This window comes from Streptomyces sp. NPDC087859, assembly GCF_044742595.1.
Taxonomy (GTDB): Bacteria; Actinomycetota; Actinomycetes; order Streptomycetales; family Streptomycetaceae; genus Streptomyces; species Streptomyces canus_F.
Genome location: NZ_JBIUUU010000007.1, coordinates 109,433 through 126,455 on the forward strand (window position 1 = coordinate 109,433; position 17,023 = coordinate 126,455).

17 protein-coding genes are annotated in these 17,023 nt (G+C 69.8%); 1 reads left to right on the forward strand and 16 read right to left on the reverse strand.

Annotated features, from left to right (window positions below; genetic code table 11):
* Nucleotides 1-66 precede the first annotated feature (66 nt).
* The 12 genes from coaBC to pyrR form a co-directional block, all read right to left on the reverse strand.
* Nucleotides 67-1,269: a bifunctional phosphopantothenoylcysteine decarboxylase/phosphopantothenate--cysteine ligase CoaBC gene (gene coaBC / locus ACIOHP_RS18175; RefSeq protein ID WP_401888552.1), complete on the reverse strand. Its 1,203-nt coding sequence runs from the start codon at nucleotides 1,267-1,269 to the stop codon at nucleotides 67-69.
* A gap of 103 nt (nucleotides 1,270-1,372) precedes the next feature.
* Entirely contained in the window at nucleotides 1,373-1,645 is a 273-nt protein-coding gene (rpoZ, locus tag ACIOHP_RS18180; protein WP_003982715.1) for a DNA-directed RNA polymerase subunit omega, read from the reverse strand.
* A gap of 65 nt (nucleotides 1,646-1,710) precedes the next feature.
* The gene (gene gmk, locus ACIOHP_RS18185) at nucleotides 1,711-2,268 is read right to left on the reverse strand and encodes a guanylate kinase (protein ID WP_361487317.1); all 558 of its coding nucleotides are present in this window, start codon (nucleotides 2,266-2,268) and stop codon (nucleotides 1,711-1,713) included.
* Between the two features lie 60 nt (nucleotides 2,269-2,328).
* Nucleotides 2,329-2,652, reverse strand: a complete 324-nt coding sequence (locus ACIOHP_RS18190; protein ID WP_003977346.1) for an integration host factor — start codon at nucleotides 2,650-2,652, stop codon at nucleotides 2,329-2,331.
* Nucleotides 2,653-2,969: 317 nt separating this feature from the next.
* On the reverse strand, nucleotides 2,970-3,809 hold the full coding sequence (gene pyrF / locus ACIOHP_RS18195; RefSeq protein ID WP_361557949.1) for an orotidine-5'-phosphate decarboxylase: 840 nt from the start codon (nucleotides 3,807-3,809) through the stop codon (nucleotides 2,970-2,972).
* Complete coding sequence (locus tag ACIOHP_RS18200) at nucleotides 3,806-4,912, reverse strand: quinone-dependent dihydroorotate dehydrogenase (protein WP_401889165.1); 1,107 nt, start codon at nucleotides 4,910-4,912, stop codon at nucleotides 3,806-3,808. Before ACIOHP_RS18200 ends, pyrF begins: the two co-directional genes overlap by 4 nt.
* A 61-nt stretch (nucleotides 4,913-4,973) precedes the next feature.
* Complete coding sequence (carB, locus tag ACIOHP_RS18205) at nucleotides 4,974-8,282, reverse strand: carbamoyl-phosphate synthase large subunit (RefSeq protein ID WP_401888556.1); 3,309 nt, start codon at nucleotides 8,280-8,282, stop codon at nucleotides 4,974-4,976.
* Entirely contained in the window at nucleotides 8,275-9,432 is a 1,158-nt protein-coding gene (gene carA, locus ACIOHP_RS18210) for a glutamine-hydrolyzing carbamoyl-phosphate synthase small subunit (RefSeq protein WP_401888559.1), read from the reverse strand. Before carA ends, carB begins: the two co-directional genes overlap by 8 nt.
* Nucleotides 9,429-9,995, reverse strand: coding sequence for a hypothetical protein (locus ACIOHP_RS18215; protein WP_401888561.1), 567 nt, complete (start codon nucleotides 9,993-9,995; stop codon nucleotides 9,429-9,431). Before ACIOHP_RS18215 ends, carA begins: the two co-directional genes overlap by 4 nt.
* Nucleotides 9,992-11,278, reverse strand: a complete 1,287-nt coding sequence (locus ACIOHP_RS18220; protein WP_361557940.1) for a dihydroorotase — start codon at nucleotides 11,276-11,278, stop codon at nucleotides 9,992-9,994. Before ACIOHP_RS18220 ends, ACIOHP_RS18215 begins: the two co-directional genes overlap by 4 nt.
* Nucleotides 11,279-11,283: 5 nt before the next feature.
* A complete protein-coding gene (locus ACIOHP_RS18225; protein WP_307033282.1) occupies nucleotides 11,284-12,261 on the reverse strand; it encodes an aspartate carbamoyltransferase catalytic subunit in 978 nt (325 codons plus the stop codon).
* Between the two features lie 79 nt (nucleotides 12,262-12,340).
* Nucleotides 12,341-12,916, reverse strand: a complete 576-nt coding sequence (gene pyrR, locus ACIOHP_RS18230) for a bifunctional pyr operon transcriptional regulator/uracil phosphoribosyltransferase PyrR (protein ID WP_361487302.1) — start codon at nucleotides 12,914-12,916, stop codon at nucleotides 12,341-12,343.
* 253 nt (nucleotides 12,917-13,169) lie between these two features.
* Between pyrR and bldD the strand changes: the two genes are divergently transcribed.
* Nucleotides 13,170-13,670 (forward strand): transcriptional regulator BldD, encoded by a 501-nt coding sequence (bldD, locus tag ACIOHP_RS18235; RefSeq protein WP_067366005.1) that lies wholly within the window; start codon nucleotides 13,170-13,172, stop codon nucleotides 13,668-13,670.
* A 178-nt stretch (nucleotides 13,671-13,848) separates the two neighbouring features.
* Here the strand turns inward: bldD and nusB are convergent, their stop codons facing one another.
* The 4 genes from nusB to ACIOHP_RS18255 all read right to left on the reverse strand — a co-directional run bounded on the left by nusB (nucleotide 13,849) and on the right by ACIOHP_RS18255 (nucleotide 17,010).
* Complete coding sequence (gene nusB / locus ACIOHP_RS18240) at nucleotides 13,849-14,283, reverse strand: transcription antitermination factor NusB (RefSeq protein WP_046260054.1); 435 nt, start codon at nucleotides 14,281-14,283, stop codon at nucleotides 13,849-13,851.
* Between the two features lie 2 nt (nucleotides 14,284-14,285).
* Nucleotides 14,286-14,852 carry an elongation factor P gene (efp, locus tag ACIOHP_RS18245; RefSeq protein ID WP_046260055.1) on the reverse strand — a complete coding sequence of 189 codons (567 nt, stop codon included), beginning with the start codon at nucleotides 14,850-14,852 and terminating at the stop codon, nucleotides 14,286-14,288.
* 51 nt (nucleotides 14,853-14,903) lie between these two features.
* Entirely contained in the window at nucleotides 14,904-16,010 is a 1,107-nt protein-coding gene (locus ACIOHP_RS18250; RefSeq protein WP_361557931.1) for an aminopeptidase P family protein, read from the reverse strand.
* 154 nt (nucleotides 16,011-16,164) lie between these two features.
* Nucleotides 16,165-17,010, reverse strand: a complete 846-nt coding sequence (locus tag ACIOHP_RS18255; protein WP_401888567.1) for a Pro-rich N-terminal domain-containing protein — start codon at nucleotides 17,008-17,010, stop codon at nucleotides 16,165-16,167.
* Between the last annotated feature and the right edge of the window lie 13 nt (nucleotides 17,011-17,023).

Below are 17,023 nucleotides of genomic sequence, written 5' to 3' on the forward strand. Positions count from 1 at the left end.
GGCTTGGCCAGGCCCGCCACGCCTCTATTACCGAGGTGACAGAGCGCAGTGGAGCGAATGAAACATTCACTTCATGCGCCGGGCCACCAGGTCCCACACGATTTCGGCCAATGCTTCCTTCGGGCCGTGCGGGACCGGCGTCTCGGTGCCGTCGGCGCCCAGTACCACCGCCTCGTTCTCTTCCGCCCCGAAAGTCTTGCGCTCCCCCACCTCGTTGACGACGAGAAGGTCGCATCCCTTGCGGGCGAGCTTCGTACGGCCGTTGGCCAGCACGTCGTCCGTCTCGGCGGCGAATCCGACGACGACCTGTCCGGGGCGGGCCCGGTCTGCCGAGATCTCCGCCAGGATGTCCGGATTCCGTACCAGAACGATGGGTTCCGGATCCTGGCCGTCCTTCTTCTTGATCTTCCCGGCCGCGTATGTCTCCGGCCGGAAGTCCGCGACCGCGGCGGCCATGACGACCGCGTCGGCGTCCTCGGCCGCCTTCAGGACGGCTTCGCGCAGTTGTACGGCCGTGCCGACCGGGACGATGTCCACCCCCGCGGGGTCCGGCAGCCCGGTGTTCGCGGCGATGAGCGTGACGCGGGCGCCGCGGGCGGCGGCGGTGCGGGCGAGGGCGTAGCCCTGCTTGCCGGAGGAGCGGTTGCCGAGGAAGCGGACCGGGTCGAGGGGCTCACGGGTGCCGCCGGCGCTGACGACGACGTGCCGTCCCTTGAGGTCCGGCTCGGTGACGCCCCGGGCGAGGACGCGGCGGCAGACCTCGAAGATCTCACCCGGGTCGGGCAGCCGTCCCTTGCCGGTGTCGACGCCGGTGAGGCGCCCGACGGCCGGTTCGATGACGACCGCGCCCCGGCGGCGCAGGGTCGCCACGTTCTCCTGGGTGGCCGGGTGCTCCCACATCTCGGTGTGCATCGCGGGGGCGAAGACGACCGGACAGCGGGCGGTCAGGAGCGTGTTGGTGAGCAGGTCGTCCGCGAGGCCGTGGGCCGCCTTCGCGAGCATGTCGGCCGTGGCCGGGGCGACGACCACCAGGTCGGCGTGCTGCCCGATGCGGACGTGCGGCACCTCGTGCACGTCGTCCCACACCTCGGTCGAGACGGGGTTGCCGGAGAGGGCGGACCAGGTGGCGGCACCGACGAAGTGCAGCGCGGAGGCGGTGGGCACCACGCGTACGTCGTGGCCCGACTCCGTCAGTCTGCGCAACAGCTCACAGGCCTTGTAGGCGGCGATGCCACCGCTGACCCCCAGCACGACTTTCGGCTTGTCCACCAGGTCTCCCATCCCTCGAACCGACGACTCCATGACACACCACAGGCCCGACAGTCGCGCTGCCGGGCCTGTGGAAAAGCCAGCTCGAAGCCGAAAATACTGGTTACTGCGCCGGGCCCTCGACGGCCTCGGACGTCAGCAGACCCGCGTTGATCTCGCGGAGCGCGATCGAGAGCGGCTTCTCGTGCACGTGGGTGTCGACCAGCGGACCGACGTACTCGAGGAGGCCCTCGCCGAGCTGCGAGTAGTACGCGTTGATCTGACGCGCACGCTTGGCGGCGTAGATCACGAGGCTGTACTTCGAGTCGGTGGCCTCGAGGAGCTCGTCGATCGGAGGGTTGATGATGCCCTCGGGCGCGGTGATGGAAGAGGACACGCTCTGCCTTCCGATGGGTGGGAAAGAATCAGTGTGAATGATCAAGCCTCAACGGTCAGGCACGATCACACAACATCCATCAAGGCTAGCAGCTCGCGCGCCACGTCCTCGACGGAGGTGTTGACCAAGGTCACATCGAACTCGGGCTCGGCCGCCAGTTCGACCTTCGCCGCCTCAAGACGGCGTTCGATCACGGCGGGCGGCTCGGTGCCACGCCCCGTGAGCCTGCGCACGAGCTCCTCCCAGGAGGGAGGGGCCAGGAACACCAGCTGAGCCTCCGGCATGGACTCGCGGACCTGCCGGGCGCCCTGGAGATCGATCTCCAGAAGAACCGGCTCGCCCGCCTCCAGCCGCTCCAGCACCGCGTCGCGCGGGGTGCCGTAGCGATTGCCGGCGAACTCGGCCCACTCCAGCAGCTCACCGTTGGCGATCAGCTTGTCCATCTCCTCGTCGGTGACGAAGAAGTAGTGGACACCGTGCTTCTCGCCGGGGCGGGGCTTGCGGGTCGTCGCCGACACCGAGAGCCAGACCTCGGGGTGTTCCTTGCGCATATGGGCGACGACCGTGCTCTTGCCGACCCCTGAGGGGCCGGAGAGCACGGTCAGCCGCGGACGTTCACTCATGCAGCGATTATTCCAGCAATCCCGGGGTGCCCGGGACTCCCGGTCCGGACTGTGCCGGACTCAGGAACCGGTGCTGCCGAACTCACGCTCCAGAGAAGCGATCTGGTTCGAACCGAGACCACGCACACGGCGGCTCTCGGAGATGCCCAGACGCTCCATGATCTGCTTGGCGCGGACCTTGCCCACGCCCGGTAGCGACTCGAGCAGGGCGGAGACCTTCATCTTGCCGATGACGTCGTTCTCCTGGCCCTGCTTGATGACCTCGTGAAGAGAGGCGCCGGAGTGCTTGAGTCGATTCTTGACCTCGGCCCGCTCCCGGCGAGCCGCGGCGGCCTTTTCGAGCGCGGCTGCGCGCTGTTCAGGGGTAAGGGGCGGAAGAGCCACGCCTACGTCACCTCGGATGTTGAACTGTCGGATACGGACCGGTGAGGAACCTAGTCGCCCCACACCTGGGGAGCCACGAGCAACACGCTTGCCCGTTCACTCTGCGTCGGAGACTAGCGGCCAACTCCGCCAGAGTCAGCGAGAACAGCGGAAAAGTCCTGGTCAGCCTCCGTCAGGCCGGACATTTCAGGCATACTGCCCTGGATTTGAGAATGTATTCAGCCTCAAGTCGTCCGGGAAGCACTCATCGGAGGTCTCATCCGAACGTCTCGAACGCCTCGGACGACCGTCATACGACCGCCATGACGCCGCCGGTCTCACGCCACGGCGGCCCTGGTCTCCTCCGCGAACAGCTCCGCGGCCGCCCGCAGCGCGCCGACGTCGGGACCGTGCCGCAGGACGCCCCGGCTGACGTTGGGGACGACATTGCGCACCACGGAGCCGAACACCCTGGGAAGGTCGGCCGGAGTGGCCCCCTGGGCGCCGATGCCGGGCGCGAGGAGCGGACCGTTGATGTCCAGGTCGTAGGACGACAGATCGCCGAGCGTGGCGCCCACGACGGCGCCGAAGGACCCCAGGGGCTCCTCCCCCGTGTTCTCGGCCGCCAGATGCGCCAGCATCGTCGCACCGACGTCACGGCCGTCCGCACGGATCGCGTGCTGGACCTCGCCGCCCTCGGGATTGGACGTCAGCGCCAGCACGAACAGACCGGCGCCGCTCTCCCGGGCCAGCGCGACCGCCGGCGAGAGCGAGCCGTAGCCGAGGTACGGCGAGACGGTGAGCGCGTCGGAGAACAGCGGGGAGTCCTTGTGCAGGAACGCCTCGGCGTAGGCGGCCATGGTCGAGCCGATGTCGCCGCGCTTGGCGTCCATGACGACCAGCGCACCGGCCGCCCGCGCCTCCTCGACCGACTTCTCCAGGACGGCGACACCGCGCGAGCCGAAGCGCTCGAAGAACGCGCTCTGCGGCTTGAGGACGGCGACCCGGTCCGCCACGGCCTCGACGACCGTGCGGCTGAACCGCTCCAGTCCCGCCACGTCGTCGTTCAGGCCCCACTCGCCGAGCAGGGACGCGTGCGGGTCGATGCCGACGCACAGCGGGCCGCGCTCGTCCATGACCTGACGAAGACGTGCGCCGAAGGGTGCGAGAACGCTCATGCCGGCTTCCTTACGTCGGCGCCGACCGCGTCGGCGAGGGTGGCGTACGGGCTCGTACGGAGGCGGGCGGCGAGCCCCTTGTGGATGGCCCGGGCCCAGAAGGGACCCGCGTAGACGAACGCGCTGTAGCCCTGGACGAGCGTGGCACCGGCGAGAATGCGCTGCCAGGCGTCCTCGGCGTCCTCGATGCCGCCCACGCCCACGAGGGTGATGCGGTCGCCCACGCGCGCGTAGAGGCGCCTGAGGACCTCCAGGGAGCGTGCCTTCAGCGGAGCGCCGGACAGGCCGCCGGTCTCCTTCACCAGCGAGGGTTCGGACTTCAGGCCGAGCCCGTCGCGCGCGATGGTGGTGTTCGTGGCGATGATCCCGTCCAGGCCCAGCTCCACGGCCAGGTCGGCGACGGCGTCGACGTCATCGTCGGCGAGGTCGGGCGCGATCTTCACCAGGAGCGGGACGCGGCGACCGGTGACCGTACGGTCGGCGGCCTCGCGCACCGCGCTCAGGAGCGGCCGCAGCGCCTCGGCGGCCTGCAGATTGCGCAGCCCGGGCGTGTTCGGCGACGACACGTTGACGACCAGGTAGTCGGCGTACGGCGCGAGCCGCTCGGCCGACTTCACGTAGTCGGCGACGGCCTCGGCCTCCGGTACGACCTTGGTCTTGCCGATGTTGACGCCCACGACGGTCCTGAAGACGGGCGTACGGGAGGCCAGGCGGGCCGCCACGGCCAGCGAGCCCTCGTTGTTGAAGCCCATGCGGTTGATCAGCGCGCGGTCCTTCACGAGCCGGAACAGCCGCTGCTTGGGGTTGCCGGGCTGGGCCTCCCCGGTGACCGTGCCGATCTCGACATGGTCGAAGCCGAGCATCGACATGCCGTCGACGGCGACCGCGTTCTTGTCGAAGCCGGCGGCGAGCCCGAAGGGGCCGTGCATGCGCAGGCCGAACGCCTCGGTGCGCAGCTCCTCGTGGCGGGGGGCGAGGGCGGCGGCGACGAAGGTGCGGAGCACGGGGACGCGGACGGCGAGGCGGATCCAGCGGAAGGCGAGGTAGTGGGCCTTCTCGGGGTCCATGCGGGTGAAGACGAGCTTGAAGAAGATCTTGTACATGGTGTCCTCATGAAGCCTCATGAAGAGGGGGACACCGTTTCCGGTGTCCCCCTCAGGGCTGCTAGTCGCGGGCGGCGGTCAGGTGTTCCGCGTGTTCCTGCAGTGAGCGCACGCCCACGTCACCGTGGTTGAGGGCGTCGATGCCCTGGACGGCGGCGGCGAGCGCCTGGACCGTCGTCAGGCACGGGACCGACCGGGCCACGGCCGCCGTACGGATCTCGTAGCCGTCGAGGCGGCCACCGGTGCCGTACGGGGTGTTGACGATGAGGTCGACCTCGCCGTCGTGGATGAGCTGGACGATGGTCTTCTCGCCGTTCGGGCCGGTCCCCTCGGACTGCTTGCGCACGATCCTGGCGTTGATGCCGTTGCGCTTGAGGACCTCGGCGGTGCCGGAGGTGGCGAGCAGCTCGAAGCCGTGGGCGACCAGCTCGCGCGCCGGGAAGATCATCGAGCGCTTGTCACGGTTGGCGACCGAGATGAAGGCGCGGCCCTTGGTGGGCAGCGGGCCGTACGCGCCGGCCTGCGACTTGGCGTACGCCGTGCCGAAGACGGAGTCGATGCCCATGACCTCGCCGGTGGAGCGCATCTCCGGGCCGAGGACGGTGTCGACGCCGCGCCCGTGGATGTCGCGGAAGCGCGACCACGGCATGACGGCCTCCTTGACGGAGATCGGCGCGTCGAACGGCAGCTCGCCGCCGTCGCCGTTGGCCGGAAGCAGTCCCTCGGCCCGCAGTTCGGCGACGGTCGCGCCGAGCGAGATCCGGGCGGCGGCCTTGGCCAGCGGTACCGCGGTCGCCTTCGACGTGAAGGGGACGGTGCGGGACGCGCGCGGGTTGGCCTCCAGGACGTAGAGGATGTCGCCGGCCATTGCGAACTGGATGTTGATCAGGCCGCGGACGCCGACGCCCTTGGCGATCGCCTCGGTGGAGGCCCGCAGGCGCTTGATGTCGAAGCCGCCCAGGGTGATCGGGGGCAGCGCGCACGCCGAGTCGCCGGAGTGGATGCCGGCCTCCTCGATGTGCTCCATCACGCCGCCGAGGTAGAGCTCCTCGCCGTCGTAGAGGGCGTCGACGTCGATCTCGATGGCGTCGTCGAGGAAGCGGTCGACCAGGACCGGCCGGGAGGGGCTGATCTCGGTCGACTCGGCGATGTAGGACGCGAGGCGGGTCTCGTCGTAGACGATCTCCATGCCGCGTCCGCCGAGGACGTACGACGGCCGCACCAGGACCGGGTAGCCGATCTCGTCGGCGATGGCCTTGGCCTCGGCGAAGGTGGTCGCGGTGCCGTGCTTGGGGGCCGGGAGGCCCGCCTCGGCGAGCACGCGGCCGAAGGCGCCGCGGTCCTCGGCGGCGTGGATGGCCTCCGGCGGGGTGCCCACGATCGGGACGCCGTTGTCCTTCAGCGCCTGGGCCAGGCCCAGCGGGGTCTGGCCGCCCAGCTGGACGATGACACCGGCGATCGGGCCCGCGAGGGACTCCGCGTGGACGATCTCCAGCACGTCTTCCAGCGTCAGCGGCTCGAAGTACAGGCGGTCGGAGGTGTCGTAGTCCGTGGAGACGGTCTCGGGGTTGCAGTTGACCATCACGGTCTCGTACCCGGCCTCGCTCAGCGCGAAGGAGGCGTGGACGCAGGAGTAGTCGAACTCGATGCCCTGGCCGATGCGGTTGGGGCCGGAGCCGAGGATGATGACGGCCGGCTTCTCGCGGGGAGCGACCTCCGTCTCCTCGTCGTAGGAGGAGTAGAAGTACGGCGTCTTCGCGGCGAACTCGGCGGCGCAGGTGTCGACCGTCTTGTAGACCGGGCGGATGCCGAGCGCGTGCCGGACCTCGCGGACGACGTCCTCGCGCAGGCCGCGGATCTCGCCGATCTGCTGGTCGGAGAAGCCGTGCCGCTTGGCCTCGGCCAGCAGGTCGGGGTCCAGCTTCGGCGCCTCGGCGAGCTCGTCGGCGATCTCCTTGATGAGGAAGAGCTGGTCGACGAACCAGGGGTCGATCTTCGTGTACTCGAAGACCTCCTCCGGCGTGGCGCCCGCGCGGATGGCCTGCATGACGGTGTTGATGCGGCCGTCGGTGGGACGGACGGCCTCCGTCAGCAGCGCCTCCTTGTCGCCGGGCTCGCCGACGAAGGTGAACTGGCTGCCCTTCTTCTCCAGCGAGCGCAGCGCCTTCTGGAAGGCCTCGGTGAAGTTGCGGCCGATGGCCATGGCCTCGCCGACCGACTTCATGGTGGTGGTCAGGGTGGAGTCGGCCTGCGGGAACTTCTCGAAGGCGAAGCGCGGGGCCTTCACGACCACGTAGTCGAGCGTCGGCTCGAAGGAGGCCGGGGTCTCCTGCGTGATGTCGTTGGGGATCTCGTCGAGGGTGTAGCCGACGGCGAGCTTGGCCGCGATCTTGGCGATCGGGAAGCCGGTCGCCTTGGAGGCGAGGGCCGAGGAGCGCGACACGCGCGGGTTCATCTCGATGACGATGACGCGGCCGTCGACCGGGTCGATCGCGAACTGGATGTTGCAGCCGCCGGTGTCGACGCCGACCTCGCGGATGATCGCGATACCGACGTCACGAAGGCGCTGGTACTCGCGGTCGGTCAGCGTCATCGCGGGCGCGACGGTGATCGAGTCGCCGGTGTGGACGCCCATGGGGTCGAAGTTCTCGATGGAGCAGACGACCACGACGTTGTCGTTCTTGTCGCGCATCAGCTCCAGCTCGTACTCCTTCCAGCCGAGGATGGACTCCTCCAGGAGCACCTCGGTGGTCGGGGAGAGCGTGAGGCCCTGGCCCGCGATGCGGCGCAGCTCCTCCTCGTCGTGGGCGAAGCCGGAGCCGGCGCCGCCCATGGTGAAGGACGGGCGGACGACGACCGGGTAGCCGCCGAGCGTCTCGACGCCCTTGAGGACGTCGTCCATGGAGTGGCAGATGACCGAGCGGGCGGACTCGCCGTGCCCGATCTTCGCGTTCACCGCTTCGACGACGCCCTTGAAGAGGTCGCGGTCCTCGCCCTTGTTGATGGCCTCGACGTTGGCGCCGATCAGCTCGACGCCGTACTTCTCCAGCGTCCCGGCCTCGTGCAGCGAGATCGCGGTGTTGAGGGCCGTCTGGCCGCCCAGGGTGGGCAGCAGGGCGTCGGGGCGCTCCTTGGCGATGATCTTCTCGACGAACTCCGGGGTGATCGGCTCGACGTAGGTGGCGTCGGCGATCTCCGGGTCGGTCATGATCGTCGCCGGGTTGGAGTTGACCAGGATGACCCTGATCCCCTCGGCGCGCAGGATGCGGCACGCCTGAGTGCCGGAGTAGTCGAACTCGGCGGCCTGGCCGATGACGATCGGGCCGGAGCCGATGACCAGGACGGACTGGATATCGGTGCGCTTAGGCACGCTGGCCCTCCAACAGAGATACGAAGCGGTCGAACAGGTAGGCGGCGTCGTGCGGGCCCGCTGCCGCTTCGGGGTGGTACTGGACGCTGAAGGCCGGCTGGTCGAGCAGCTGGAGGCCCTCCACCACGTTGTCGTTCAGGCAGACGTGGGAGACCTCGGCGCGGCCGTAGGGGGTGTCGGACACCTTGTCGAGCGGGGCGTCGACGGCGAAGCCGTGGTTGTGGGCGGTGACCTCGACCTTGCCGGTCGTACGGTCCTGCACGGGCTGGTTGATGCCGCGGTGGCCGTACTTCAGCTTGTAGGTGCCGAAGCCGAGGGCGCGGCCCAGGATCTGGTTGCCGAAGCAGATGCCGAAGAGCGGCGTCCTGCGCTCCAGGACCGCCTGCATGACGGCGACCGGGTGGTCCGCGGTGGCCGGGTCGCCGGGGCCGTTGGAGAAGAACACGCCGTCCGGGTTCACGGCGTACACGTCCTCGACGGTCGCCGTGGCGGGCAGCACATGCACCTCGATGCCGCGCTCGGCCATGCGGTGCGGGGTCATGCCCTTGATGCCGAGGTCGACGGCGGCGACGGTGAACTTCTTCTCGCCGATCGCGGGGACGACGTACGCCTCCTTGGTGGCGACCTCTGCGGAGAGGTTCGCGCCCTTCATCTCGGGGGCCTGGCGGACCTCGGCGAGCATGGTGCCGTCGTCGGGCAGCGCGTCGCCGGAGAAGATACCGACGCGCATGGCGCCGCGCTCACGCAGATGGCGGGTGAGCGCCCGGGTGTCGATACCGCTGATGCCGACGACGCCCTGCTTGGTGAGCTCCTCGTCCAGGGAGCGGCGCGAGCGCCAGTTGGAGGGCACGCGCGCGGGGTCGCGCACGACGTAGCCGGCGACCCAGATCCGCTGAGACTCGGCGTCCTCGTCGTTGACGCCGGTGTTGCCGACGTGCGGGGCGGTCATCACGACGACCTGGCGGTGATAGGACGGGTCGGTGAGGGTCTCCTGGTAGCCGGTCATGCCGGTGGAGAACACCGCCTCGCCGAAGGTCTCCCCCACGGCCCCGTAGGCACGGCCGCGGAAGATCCGGCCGTCCTCCAGGACGAGTACCGCGGGAAGCGCCCCTTTCCTCTGCGAGGCGTTCCCCTTAGTGGAGGTCGTCATCGTGCGCCTTCCGTTTCCGTCTTGTTGATCATGGAGTTAATGGCGTCGACCCACTCGTTGTGCTCGGCCGCGCGGTCGGAGCGGAACCCGGAGTCGAGCAGCCGGTCGCCGTGTTCCCAGGTCACGACCAGCAGCCCGCCCTCGGTGAGGACCTTGCCGGCGATGCCCTTGTCGAGCCGGGCCTCGCGCAGTGCGGCGGCGGGGACGAAGAAGTCGGCCGCGCCGGGGCGTACGACGTCCAGTCCCGCGTCCGTCAGCGTGAGCTCGACCCGGCTGCGGGTGCCGAGGCCGTGCGCCACGATGCGGTCGAGCCACTGCCCGGCAGTGGTGGAGCCGTGGTAGCGGCCGCTCATCGTCAGTCTCGCCGCACCGGGCTCGGACGGCGCGGCAGGCAGCTCGGGCAGGTCGGCCTGGAGCGTGCCGCGCCACTTCCAGCCCTCGCGCATCAGCCAGTAGATGAGCGCGACGAACAGCGTGAGTCCGACGAGCCACCCGACCCGGGCGGCCCAGTCGGTGACCTCAGCCGATTTCTGCTCGGCGGCCAGCAGGATTACAGGTGTCACGTGAGCTTCCCGTCGACGAGCGTGGCCTTGCCCCGGAGCCAGGTGTGCGTCACACGGCCCGGCAGCTCACGCCCCTCGTACGGGGTGTTCCGGCTGCGCGAGGCGAAGCCCGCGGGGTCCACGTCCCCACGGTATTCCGTGTCGACGAGCGTGAGGTTGGCGGGCTCACCTGCCGAGACGGGGCGGCCGTGACCGGCGGCCTGCCCGATCTGCGCGGGCTTGAAGGACATGCGGTCGGCGACCCCGGCCCAGGTGAGGAGCCCGGTGTCCACCATGGTCTCCTGCACCACTGACAACGCGGTCTCCAGGCCCACCATCCCCATGGCGGCCGCGGCCCACTCGCAGTCCTTGTCCTCGTGCGGGTGCGGGGCGTGGTCGGTGGCGACGATGTCGATCGTGCCGTCGGCCAGCGCCTCGCGCAGGGCGAACACGTCGCGCTCGGTGCGCAGCGGCGGGTTGACCTTGTAGACCGGGTTGTACGTGCGCACCAGCTCGTCGGTGAGGAGCAGGTGGTGCGGGGTGACCTCGGCGGTGACGTCGATGCCGCGGGACTTGGCCCAGCGGACGATCTCGACCGAGCCGGCGGTCGACAGGTGGCAGATGTGGACGCGGGAACCGACGTGCTCGGCGAGCAGGACATCCCGGGCGATGATCGATTCCTCGGCCACCGCGGGCCAGCCGCCGAGACCCAGCTCGGCCGAGACGATGCCCTCGTTCATCTGGGCGCCCTCGGTCAGCCGCGGCTCCTGCGCGTGCTGGGCGACGACCCCGCCGAAGGCCTTCACGTACTCCAGTGCCCGGCGCATGATCACCGCGTCGTCCACGCACTTGCCGTCGTCGGAGAACACGGTCACACCGGCCGCCGACTCGTGCATGGCCCCCAGCTCGGCGAGCTTGCGGCCCTCCAGGCCGACGGTGACGGCACCGATGGGCTGCACATCGCAGTACCCGTGCTCCTGGCCGAGCCGGTAGACCTGCTCGACCACACCGGCGGTGTCGGCGACCGGGAAGGTGTTGGCCATGGCGAAGACGGCCGTGTAGCCACCGGAGGCCGCCGCGCGCGTACCGGTCAGGACGGTCTCGGAGTCCTCGCGACCGGGCTCGCGCAGATGGGTGTGCAGATCGACGAGGCCCGGGAGGAGGACCTTGCCCCCCGCCTCGACGACCTCGGCCCCCTCGTCCGACAGACCGGTGCCCACCTCGGCGATGACGCCGGCGTCGATCAGGACGTCCTGCGGCTCGCCGCCGAGCACCTTCGCACCACGGATCAGGATCTTGCTCATGTCTCTTACTTCTCCTCGATACGGGTGTGGCTGACGGCGGGCTCGTTGCCACCCAGCAGCAGGTACAGAACGGCCATCCGGATGGAGACTCCGTTTGCGACCTGCTCGACGACGGTGCAGCGGTCGGAGTCGGCGACCTCGGCGGTGATCTCCATGCCGCGGACCATCGGCCCGGGGTGCATCACGATGGCGTGCTCGGGCATCTTCGCCATGCGCTCGCCGTCGAGGCCGTAGCGCCGCGAGTACTCGCGCTCGGTCGGGAAGAACGCGGCGTTCATGCGCTCGCGCTGCACGCGCAGCATCATCACCGCGTCGGACTTGGAGAGCGTGCTGTCCAGGTCGTACGACACCTCGCACGGCCAGGACTCGACGCCGACCGGCACCAGGGTGGGCGGGGCGACGAGGGTGACCTCGGCGCCGAGGGTGTGCAGCAGGTCGACGTTGGAGCGGGCGACCCGGCTGTGCAGGACGTCGCCGACGAGTGTGATGCGCTTGCCGGACAGGTCCTGGCCGAGGCCGGCGTCCCTGCCGATGAGGCGGCGGCGCATGGTGAAGGCGTCCAACAGGGCCTGGGTGGGGTGCTGGTGGGTGCCGTCACCGGCGTTGATCACGACGGCGTCGATCCAGCCGGAGGTGGCGAGCCGGTACGGGGCTCCGGAGGCGCCGTGCCGGATGACGACGGCGTCGACGCCCATGGCCTCCAGGGTCTGGGCGGTGTCCTTGAGGGACTCACCCTTGGACACGCTCGACCCCTTGGCCGTGAAGTTGATGACGTCCGCGGAGAGGCGCTTCTCCGCGGCCTCGAAGGAGATACGCGTACGCGTGGAGTCCTCGAAGAAGAGGTTGACGATCGTGCGGCCGCGCAGGGTCGGCAGCTTCTTGATCGGCCGGTCGGCGACCCGGGCCATCTCCTCGGCGGTGTCGAGGATCAGGACGGCGTCGTCGCGGGTGAGGTCGGCGGCCGAGATGAGATGACGCTGCATCTGTCAGGCTCCGTAGGGAAGTTCGGGAGATTACGGGCAAGTGCGGGCACGCCGAAGTCAGGCGTCCCTCGCCGTCTCGCTACGGGGTCTGCTTGGCGCCGAGCAGCACGGTGTCGCGACCGTCCTCCTCGGCGAGCAGGACCTTGACCGTCTCCCGCAACGACGTGGGGAGGTTCTTGCCGACGTAGTCGGCGCGGATGGGCAGTTCGCGGTGGCCGCGGTCGACGAGGACCGCGAGCTGCACCGCGCGCGGACGCCCGATGTCGTTCAGGGCGTCGAGGGCGGCGCGGATGGTGCGGCCGGAGAAGAGCACGTCGTCGACGAGGACGACGAGGCGGCCGTCGATGCCGTCACCGGGGATGTCGGTGCGGGCCAGCGCACGCGGCGGGTGCATGCGCAGATCGTCCCGGTACATGGTGATGTCGAGCGAACCGACCGGAATCTTGCGCTCGGTGATCTCCTCGAGCTTGGCGGCGAGCCGCTGGGCGAGGAAGACGCCGCGGGTCGGGATGCCGAGGAGCACCACGTCGTCGGCGCCCTTGGCGCGTTCGACGATCTCGTGGGCGATGCGGGTCAGCACGCGTGCGATGTCGGGGCCTTCGAGAACGGGCCGGGCATCGGACGGTGCGTCCTGCTGGTTGTCCTGCTTGTCCATATGAAACGGACCTCCTTCTCCGCCTCACGGGACGGACCTTAAAGGACGTCGGAATTGCGCCATCCACGTTAGCAGGCCCGGACGACCACCCCGTTCACCCCCTTGGCCCAATCAGCCACCGCGGGCACGGAAGAGTCGGTGTGGACCATTCGGCTTGACGCACAAGAGTCACGCTGCGTAACCTCACAGTGAGTTACCAGACGCGCGGCAGGAAACAACCCCAGTCGCGTTGATCCAGTGTCCGGGGAGCTATATGTCCAGCGAATACGCCAAACAGCTCGGGGCCAAGCTCCGGGCCATCCGCACCCAGCAGGGCCTTTCCCTCCACGGTGTCGAGGAGAAGTCCCAGGGACGCTGGAAGGCGGTCGTGGTCGGTTCGTACGAGCGTGGCGACCGCGCCGTGACCGTGCAGCGTCTCGCCGAGCTGGCGGATTTCTACGGCGTACCCGTCCAGGAGCTGCTGCCTGGCACCACGCCGGGCGGAGCCGCCGAGCCGCCGCCGAAGCTGGTCCTCGACCTGGAGCGGCTGGCCCACGTGCCGGCCGAGAAGGCGGGCCCCCTACAGCGCTACGCCGCGACGATCCAGTCGCAGCGCGGTGACTACAACGGCAAGGTGCTCTCGATCCGCCAGGACGACCTGCGCACACTCGCCGTCATCTACGACCAGTCGCCCTCGGTCCTCACCGAGCAGCTGATCAGCTGGGGCGTCCTGGACGCCGACGCGCGTCGCGCGGTCTCCCACGACGAGGGCTGAGCCGCTTCCCGCCTCAGCAGAAACGTGCCGCCGGGGTGGCCGGAACTTCACGGTTCCGGCCACCCCGGCGGCTTTCTGCGGCCCTCGGGGGTCTCAGGGGCACCGGGATGCCAGAGGGCCCGCAGCAATCACGCTGCGGGCCCTCTGGCATGTCGTACCTCTGGCGATCTGGCGGCTCCTACGCCTCGTCGCGACGCAGAGACGGCTTCAGGTCCTTGAAACGGCCCAGCAGGCCGTTCACGAACGCCGGCGACTCGTCCGTGGAGAACTCCTTCGCCAGCTGCACCATCTCGTCCAGCACGACGGCGTCAGGCGTCGCGTCGACCCAGATCAGCTCGTGCGCGCCGAGACGCAGGATGTTGCGGTCCACGACCGGCATCCGGTCGAGCGTCCAGCCGACCGAGTACTGCGCGATCAGCTCGTCGATGCGCTTCGCGTGCTCCGCGTAGCCCTCGACCAACTGCATCGTGTACTCGCTGACCGGCGGCTGCCGGGTGTCGTCCCGGGACAGCCGGATCCAGTCCGCGAGGACCGTCAGGACATCGACGCCGCGCTGGTCGCCCTCGAAGAGGATCTGGAAGGCGCGCTTGCGGGCCGTGTTGCGGGCAGCCACGGTTAGCTGTTCACCCGGCCGAGGTAGTCGCTCGTGCGGGTGTCGACCTTGATCTTCTCACCGGTGGTGATGAAGAGCGGCACGTTGATCTGGTGACCGGTCTCCAGGGTGGCGGGCTTGGTGCCACCGGTGGAGCGGTCGCCCTGCAGGCCCGGCTCGGTCTCCTGGACGACGAGCTCGACGGCGGCCGGCAGCTCGACGAAGAGCACCTCGCCCTCGTGCTGCGCGACCGTGGCCGTGAAGCCCTCGATGAGGAAGTTCGCGGCGTCGGCGACCGTCTTGCGGTCGATCATCAGCTGGTCGTAGGTCTCCATGTCCATGAAGACGAAGTACTCGCCGTCCATGTACGAGAACTGCATGTCGCGCTTGTCGACAGTGGCCGTCTCGACCTTGACGCCGGCGTTGAACGTCTTGTCGACGACCTTGCCGGACAGCACGTTCTTGAGCTTGGTGCGCACGAAGGCCGGGCCCTTGCCGGGCTTGACGTGCTGGAACTCGACGACGGACCAGAGCTGGCCGCCTTCGAGCTTGAGCACAAGGCCGTTCTTGAGGTCGTTCGTGGAAGCCACGGTTGCGGAATCTCCTGGACTGACGTGGACGACCCCGGCGCACGCACCTGACTAGAGGGCGAGCAGCTCCTTGGTCGTGATGGTGAGTAGCTCGGGTCCGCCGTCCGCCTCGGGGCGTACGACGAGCGTGTCATCGATCCGGACACCGCCCCGGCCCGGGAGGTGGACCCCCGGTTCGACGGTGACCGGCACGCAAGCGTCCAGTTTACCCATGGCTGCGGGGGCCAGCTGCGGGTCCTCGTCGATTTCGAGCCCCACGCCGTGTCCGGTCAGCACCGGAAGGGCCTCCGCGTACCCCGCGGAGTCCAGTACCTGCCGTGCCGCGCGGTCCACATCACGGTAGGCCGCGCCGGGTGCGAGAGCCTCCCGTCCGGCCCTCTGGGCAGCGAAGACGAGGTCGTACAGCTCGATCTGCCAGTCCGCCGGCGACGTACCGATCACGAACGTACGGCCGATCTCACAGCGGTAGCCGCGGTACTTCGCCCCGAGGCACACGGAGAGAAAGTCGCCCTCCTCTACGCGGCGGTCGGTGGGGCGATGGGCCCGTCGGCCGGAGTTCGGACCGGTGGCGACGGAGGTGGGGAAGGCGGGACCGTCGGCGCCGTGATCCACGAGGCGCCGCTCCAGTTCCAGAGCCAGGTGCCGTTCGGTGCGGCCGACGAGGATGGACTCCAGGAGCTCCCCCAGGGCCTGGTCGGCGATCTCCGCGCCGATCCGGAGGCAGGAGATCTCCTCCTCGTCCTTGATGATCCGGAGCTGCTCGACGGCTCCGCCGAGGTCGGTGAGCCGCAGCCGCGGGACGACCGAGCGGAGGGCTCTGTGCCGGGCGACGGTGAGATGGTGCTCCTCCACCGCGACGGAATCGCCGCCCTGTGCGGCGGCGAGGTCACCGGCCGCGACGGCGGGGTCGCCTCCGGCGCCGGGGAGGATGTGCACTCTCAGCGCCTCGTCCGGGCGGCCGTCGGAGGGACGGTCGTCCGGCGGGCCGGAGCACACCAGCAGGTCCTCGGTCTTGCCGAGGAGCAGGACGGCGCCGAGCGGGGCTGCGCCCGCGAGGTAGCGCACGTTGGCGGGGCGGGAGATGAGGGCCGACGTGCTGCCGACCGCGTTGCAGCGTTCCCTCAATCTGGTGCGGCGGGCCGCGTAGACCTCTGACATGACACGAGCGTAGGAGCGGTGTCTGGTTTGTGCCGGTTGAGGGAGTGCCGTTCGGGGGACGGGGTGCCCGCTTCGGGGGGTACGCCGACCAGCGGTCCGTGGGGGCTGGTCGCGCAGTTCCCCGCGCCCCTTGGGTGGGTCCAGGCGCCCCTGATCACCAGCTCGGGGGGCTTGCGATCGATCGTGCCAGTACGTCGTCCAGTACCTGCGCCGTCTGCGGGACATCCAGCTGCGAGTTGTCGATGATCGGCAGGCCCGAGCCGTACCAGCCCGCCATGCGGCCGTGGATGCGGGCGACCTCCTCGTCCGTGAGGCGACGGTTGCCGGAGCGTTCCGCGTTGCGTTCCAGGACGATCTCCAGGCCCGGCAGCAGGACCACCGGCAGCAGCCCCGGACCCACGTGCCGCTTCCAGCCGCCGAGGCCCACGACCGGCCGGTCCGGGAAGACGGCGTCGTCGAGGATGCAGGAGATGCCGTTGGCGAGGAAGTTGCGGGCGGCGAAGCCGCAGGTGCGGCGGGCTAGGCGGTACTGGGCCTCGGAGTGGTCGTTCCAGCCGGACTGGGGGTCGGCGAAGCCCGAGCGGACCCATTCGCGGACGTCGTCGAGGCTGATGTGGGCGGTGGGGACCCGGCGGTGGTCCGCCCAGTATTTGGCGACGCTCGTCTTGCCGGCGCCCGCAGGGCCGATCAGCAGCACCGCGAGGGTCGTACCGGCGGGGTCGGACGCGACCGCGGCGGACGGGGTCGCGGGGACCGCGACGGGGCCGCCGGGGGGCAGCGGTACATGGCCGGTGGTGTCCGGGGCCGGAGGAACCGGCGGATGCGGAGGCTGTGGGGCGAAGCCCGGTGCCGGGGGCGGCGGCGGGGGCACCGAGGCGGAAGCCTGGTGCGCACCCGGGTGGGGGGAACCCGGGTGTTGTGCGGCCGGCGACCAGCCGACGGCCGGTCCGTGCCCCGGCTGGTGGGGCGGCGGCAGCGGAGAACCCACTGCGTGCTGCATCCGGTGCCACTCC

What these genes read in the sequence shown, in the direction of transcription:
- pyrR (WP_361487302.1), bottom strand. Translation starts at nt 12,916, where the DNA reads ATGGACAAGCAGGACAACCAGCAGGACGCACCGTCCGATGCCCGGCCC.
- carA (WP_401888559.1), bottom strand. Translation starts at nt 9,432, where the DNA reads ATGACGACCTCCACTAAGGGGAACGCCTCGCAGAGGAAAGGGGCGCTT.
- gmk (WP_361487317.1), bottom strand. Translation starts at nt 2,268, where the DNA reads ATGAGTGAACGTCCGCGGCTGACCGTGCTCTCCGGCCCCTCAGGGGTC.
- ACIOHP_RS18220 (WP_361557940.1), bottom strand. Translation starts at nt 11,278, where the DNA reads ATGAGCAAGATCCTGATCCGTGGTGCGAAGGTGCTCGGCGGCGAGCCG.
- bldD (WP_067366005.1), top strand. Translation starts at nt 13,170, where the DNA reads ATGTCCAGCGAATACGCCAAACAGCTCGGGGCCAAGCTCCGGGCCATC.
- ACIOHP_RS18250 (WP_361557931.1), bottom strand. Translation starts at nt 16,010, where the DNA reads ATGTCAGAGGTCTACGCGGCCCGCCGCACCAGATTGAGGGAACGCTGC.
- ACIOHP_RS18255 (WP_401888567.1), bottom strand. Translation starts at nt 17,010, where the DNA reads ATGCAGCACGCAGTGGGTTCTCCGCTGCCGCCGCCCCACCAGCCGGGG.
- pyrF (WP_361557949.1), bottom strand. Translation starts at nt 3,809, where the DNA reads ATGAGCGTTCTCGCACCCTTCGGCGCACGTCTTCGTCAGGTCATGGAC.
- ACIOHP_RS18225 (WP_307033282.1), bottom strand. Translation starts at nt 12,261, where the DNA reads ATGCAGCGTCATCTCATCTCGGCCGCCGACCTCACCCGCGACGACGCC.
- ACIOHP_RS18200 (WP_401889165.1), bottom strand. Translation starts at nt 4,912, where the DNA reads ATGTACAAGATCTTCTTCAAGCTCGTCTTCACCCGCATGGACCCCGAG.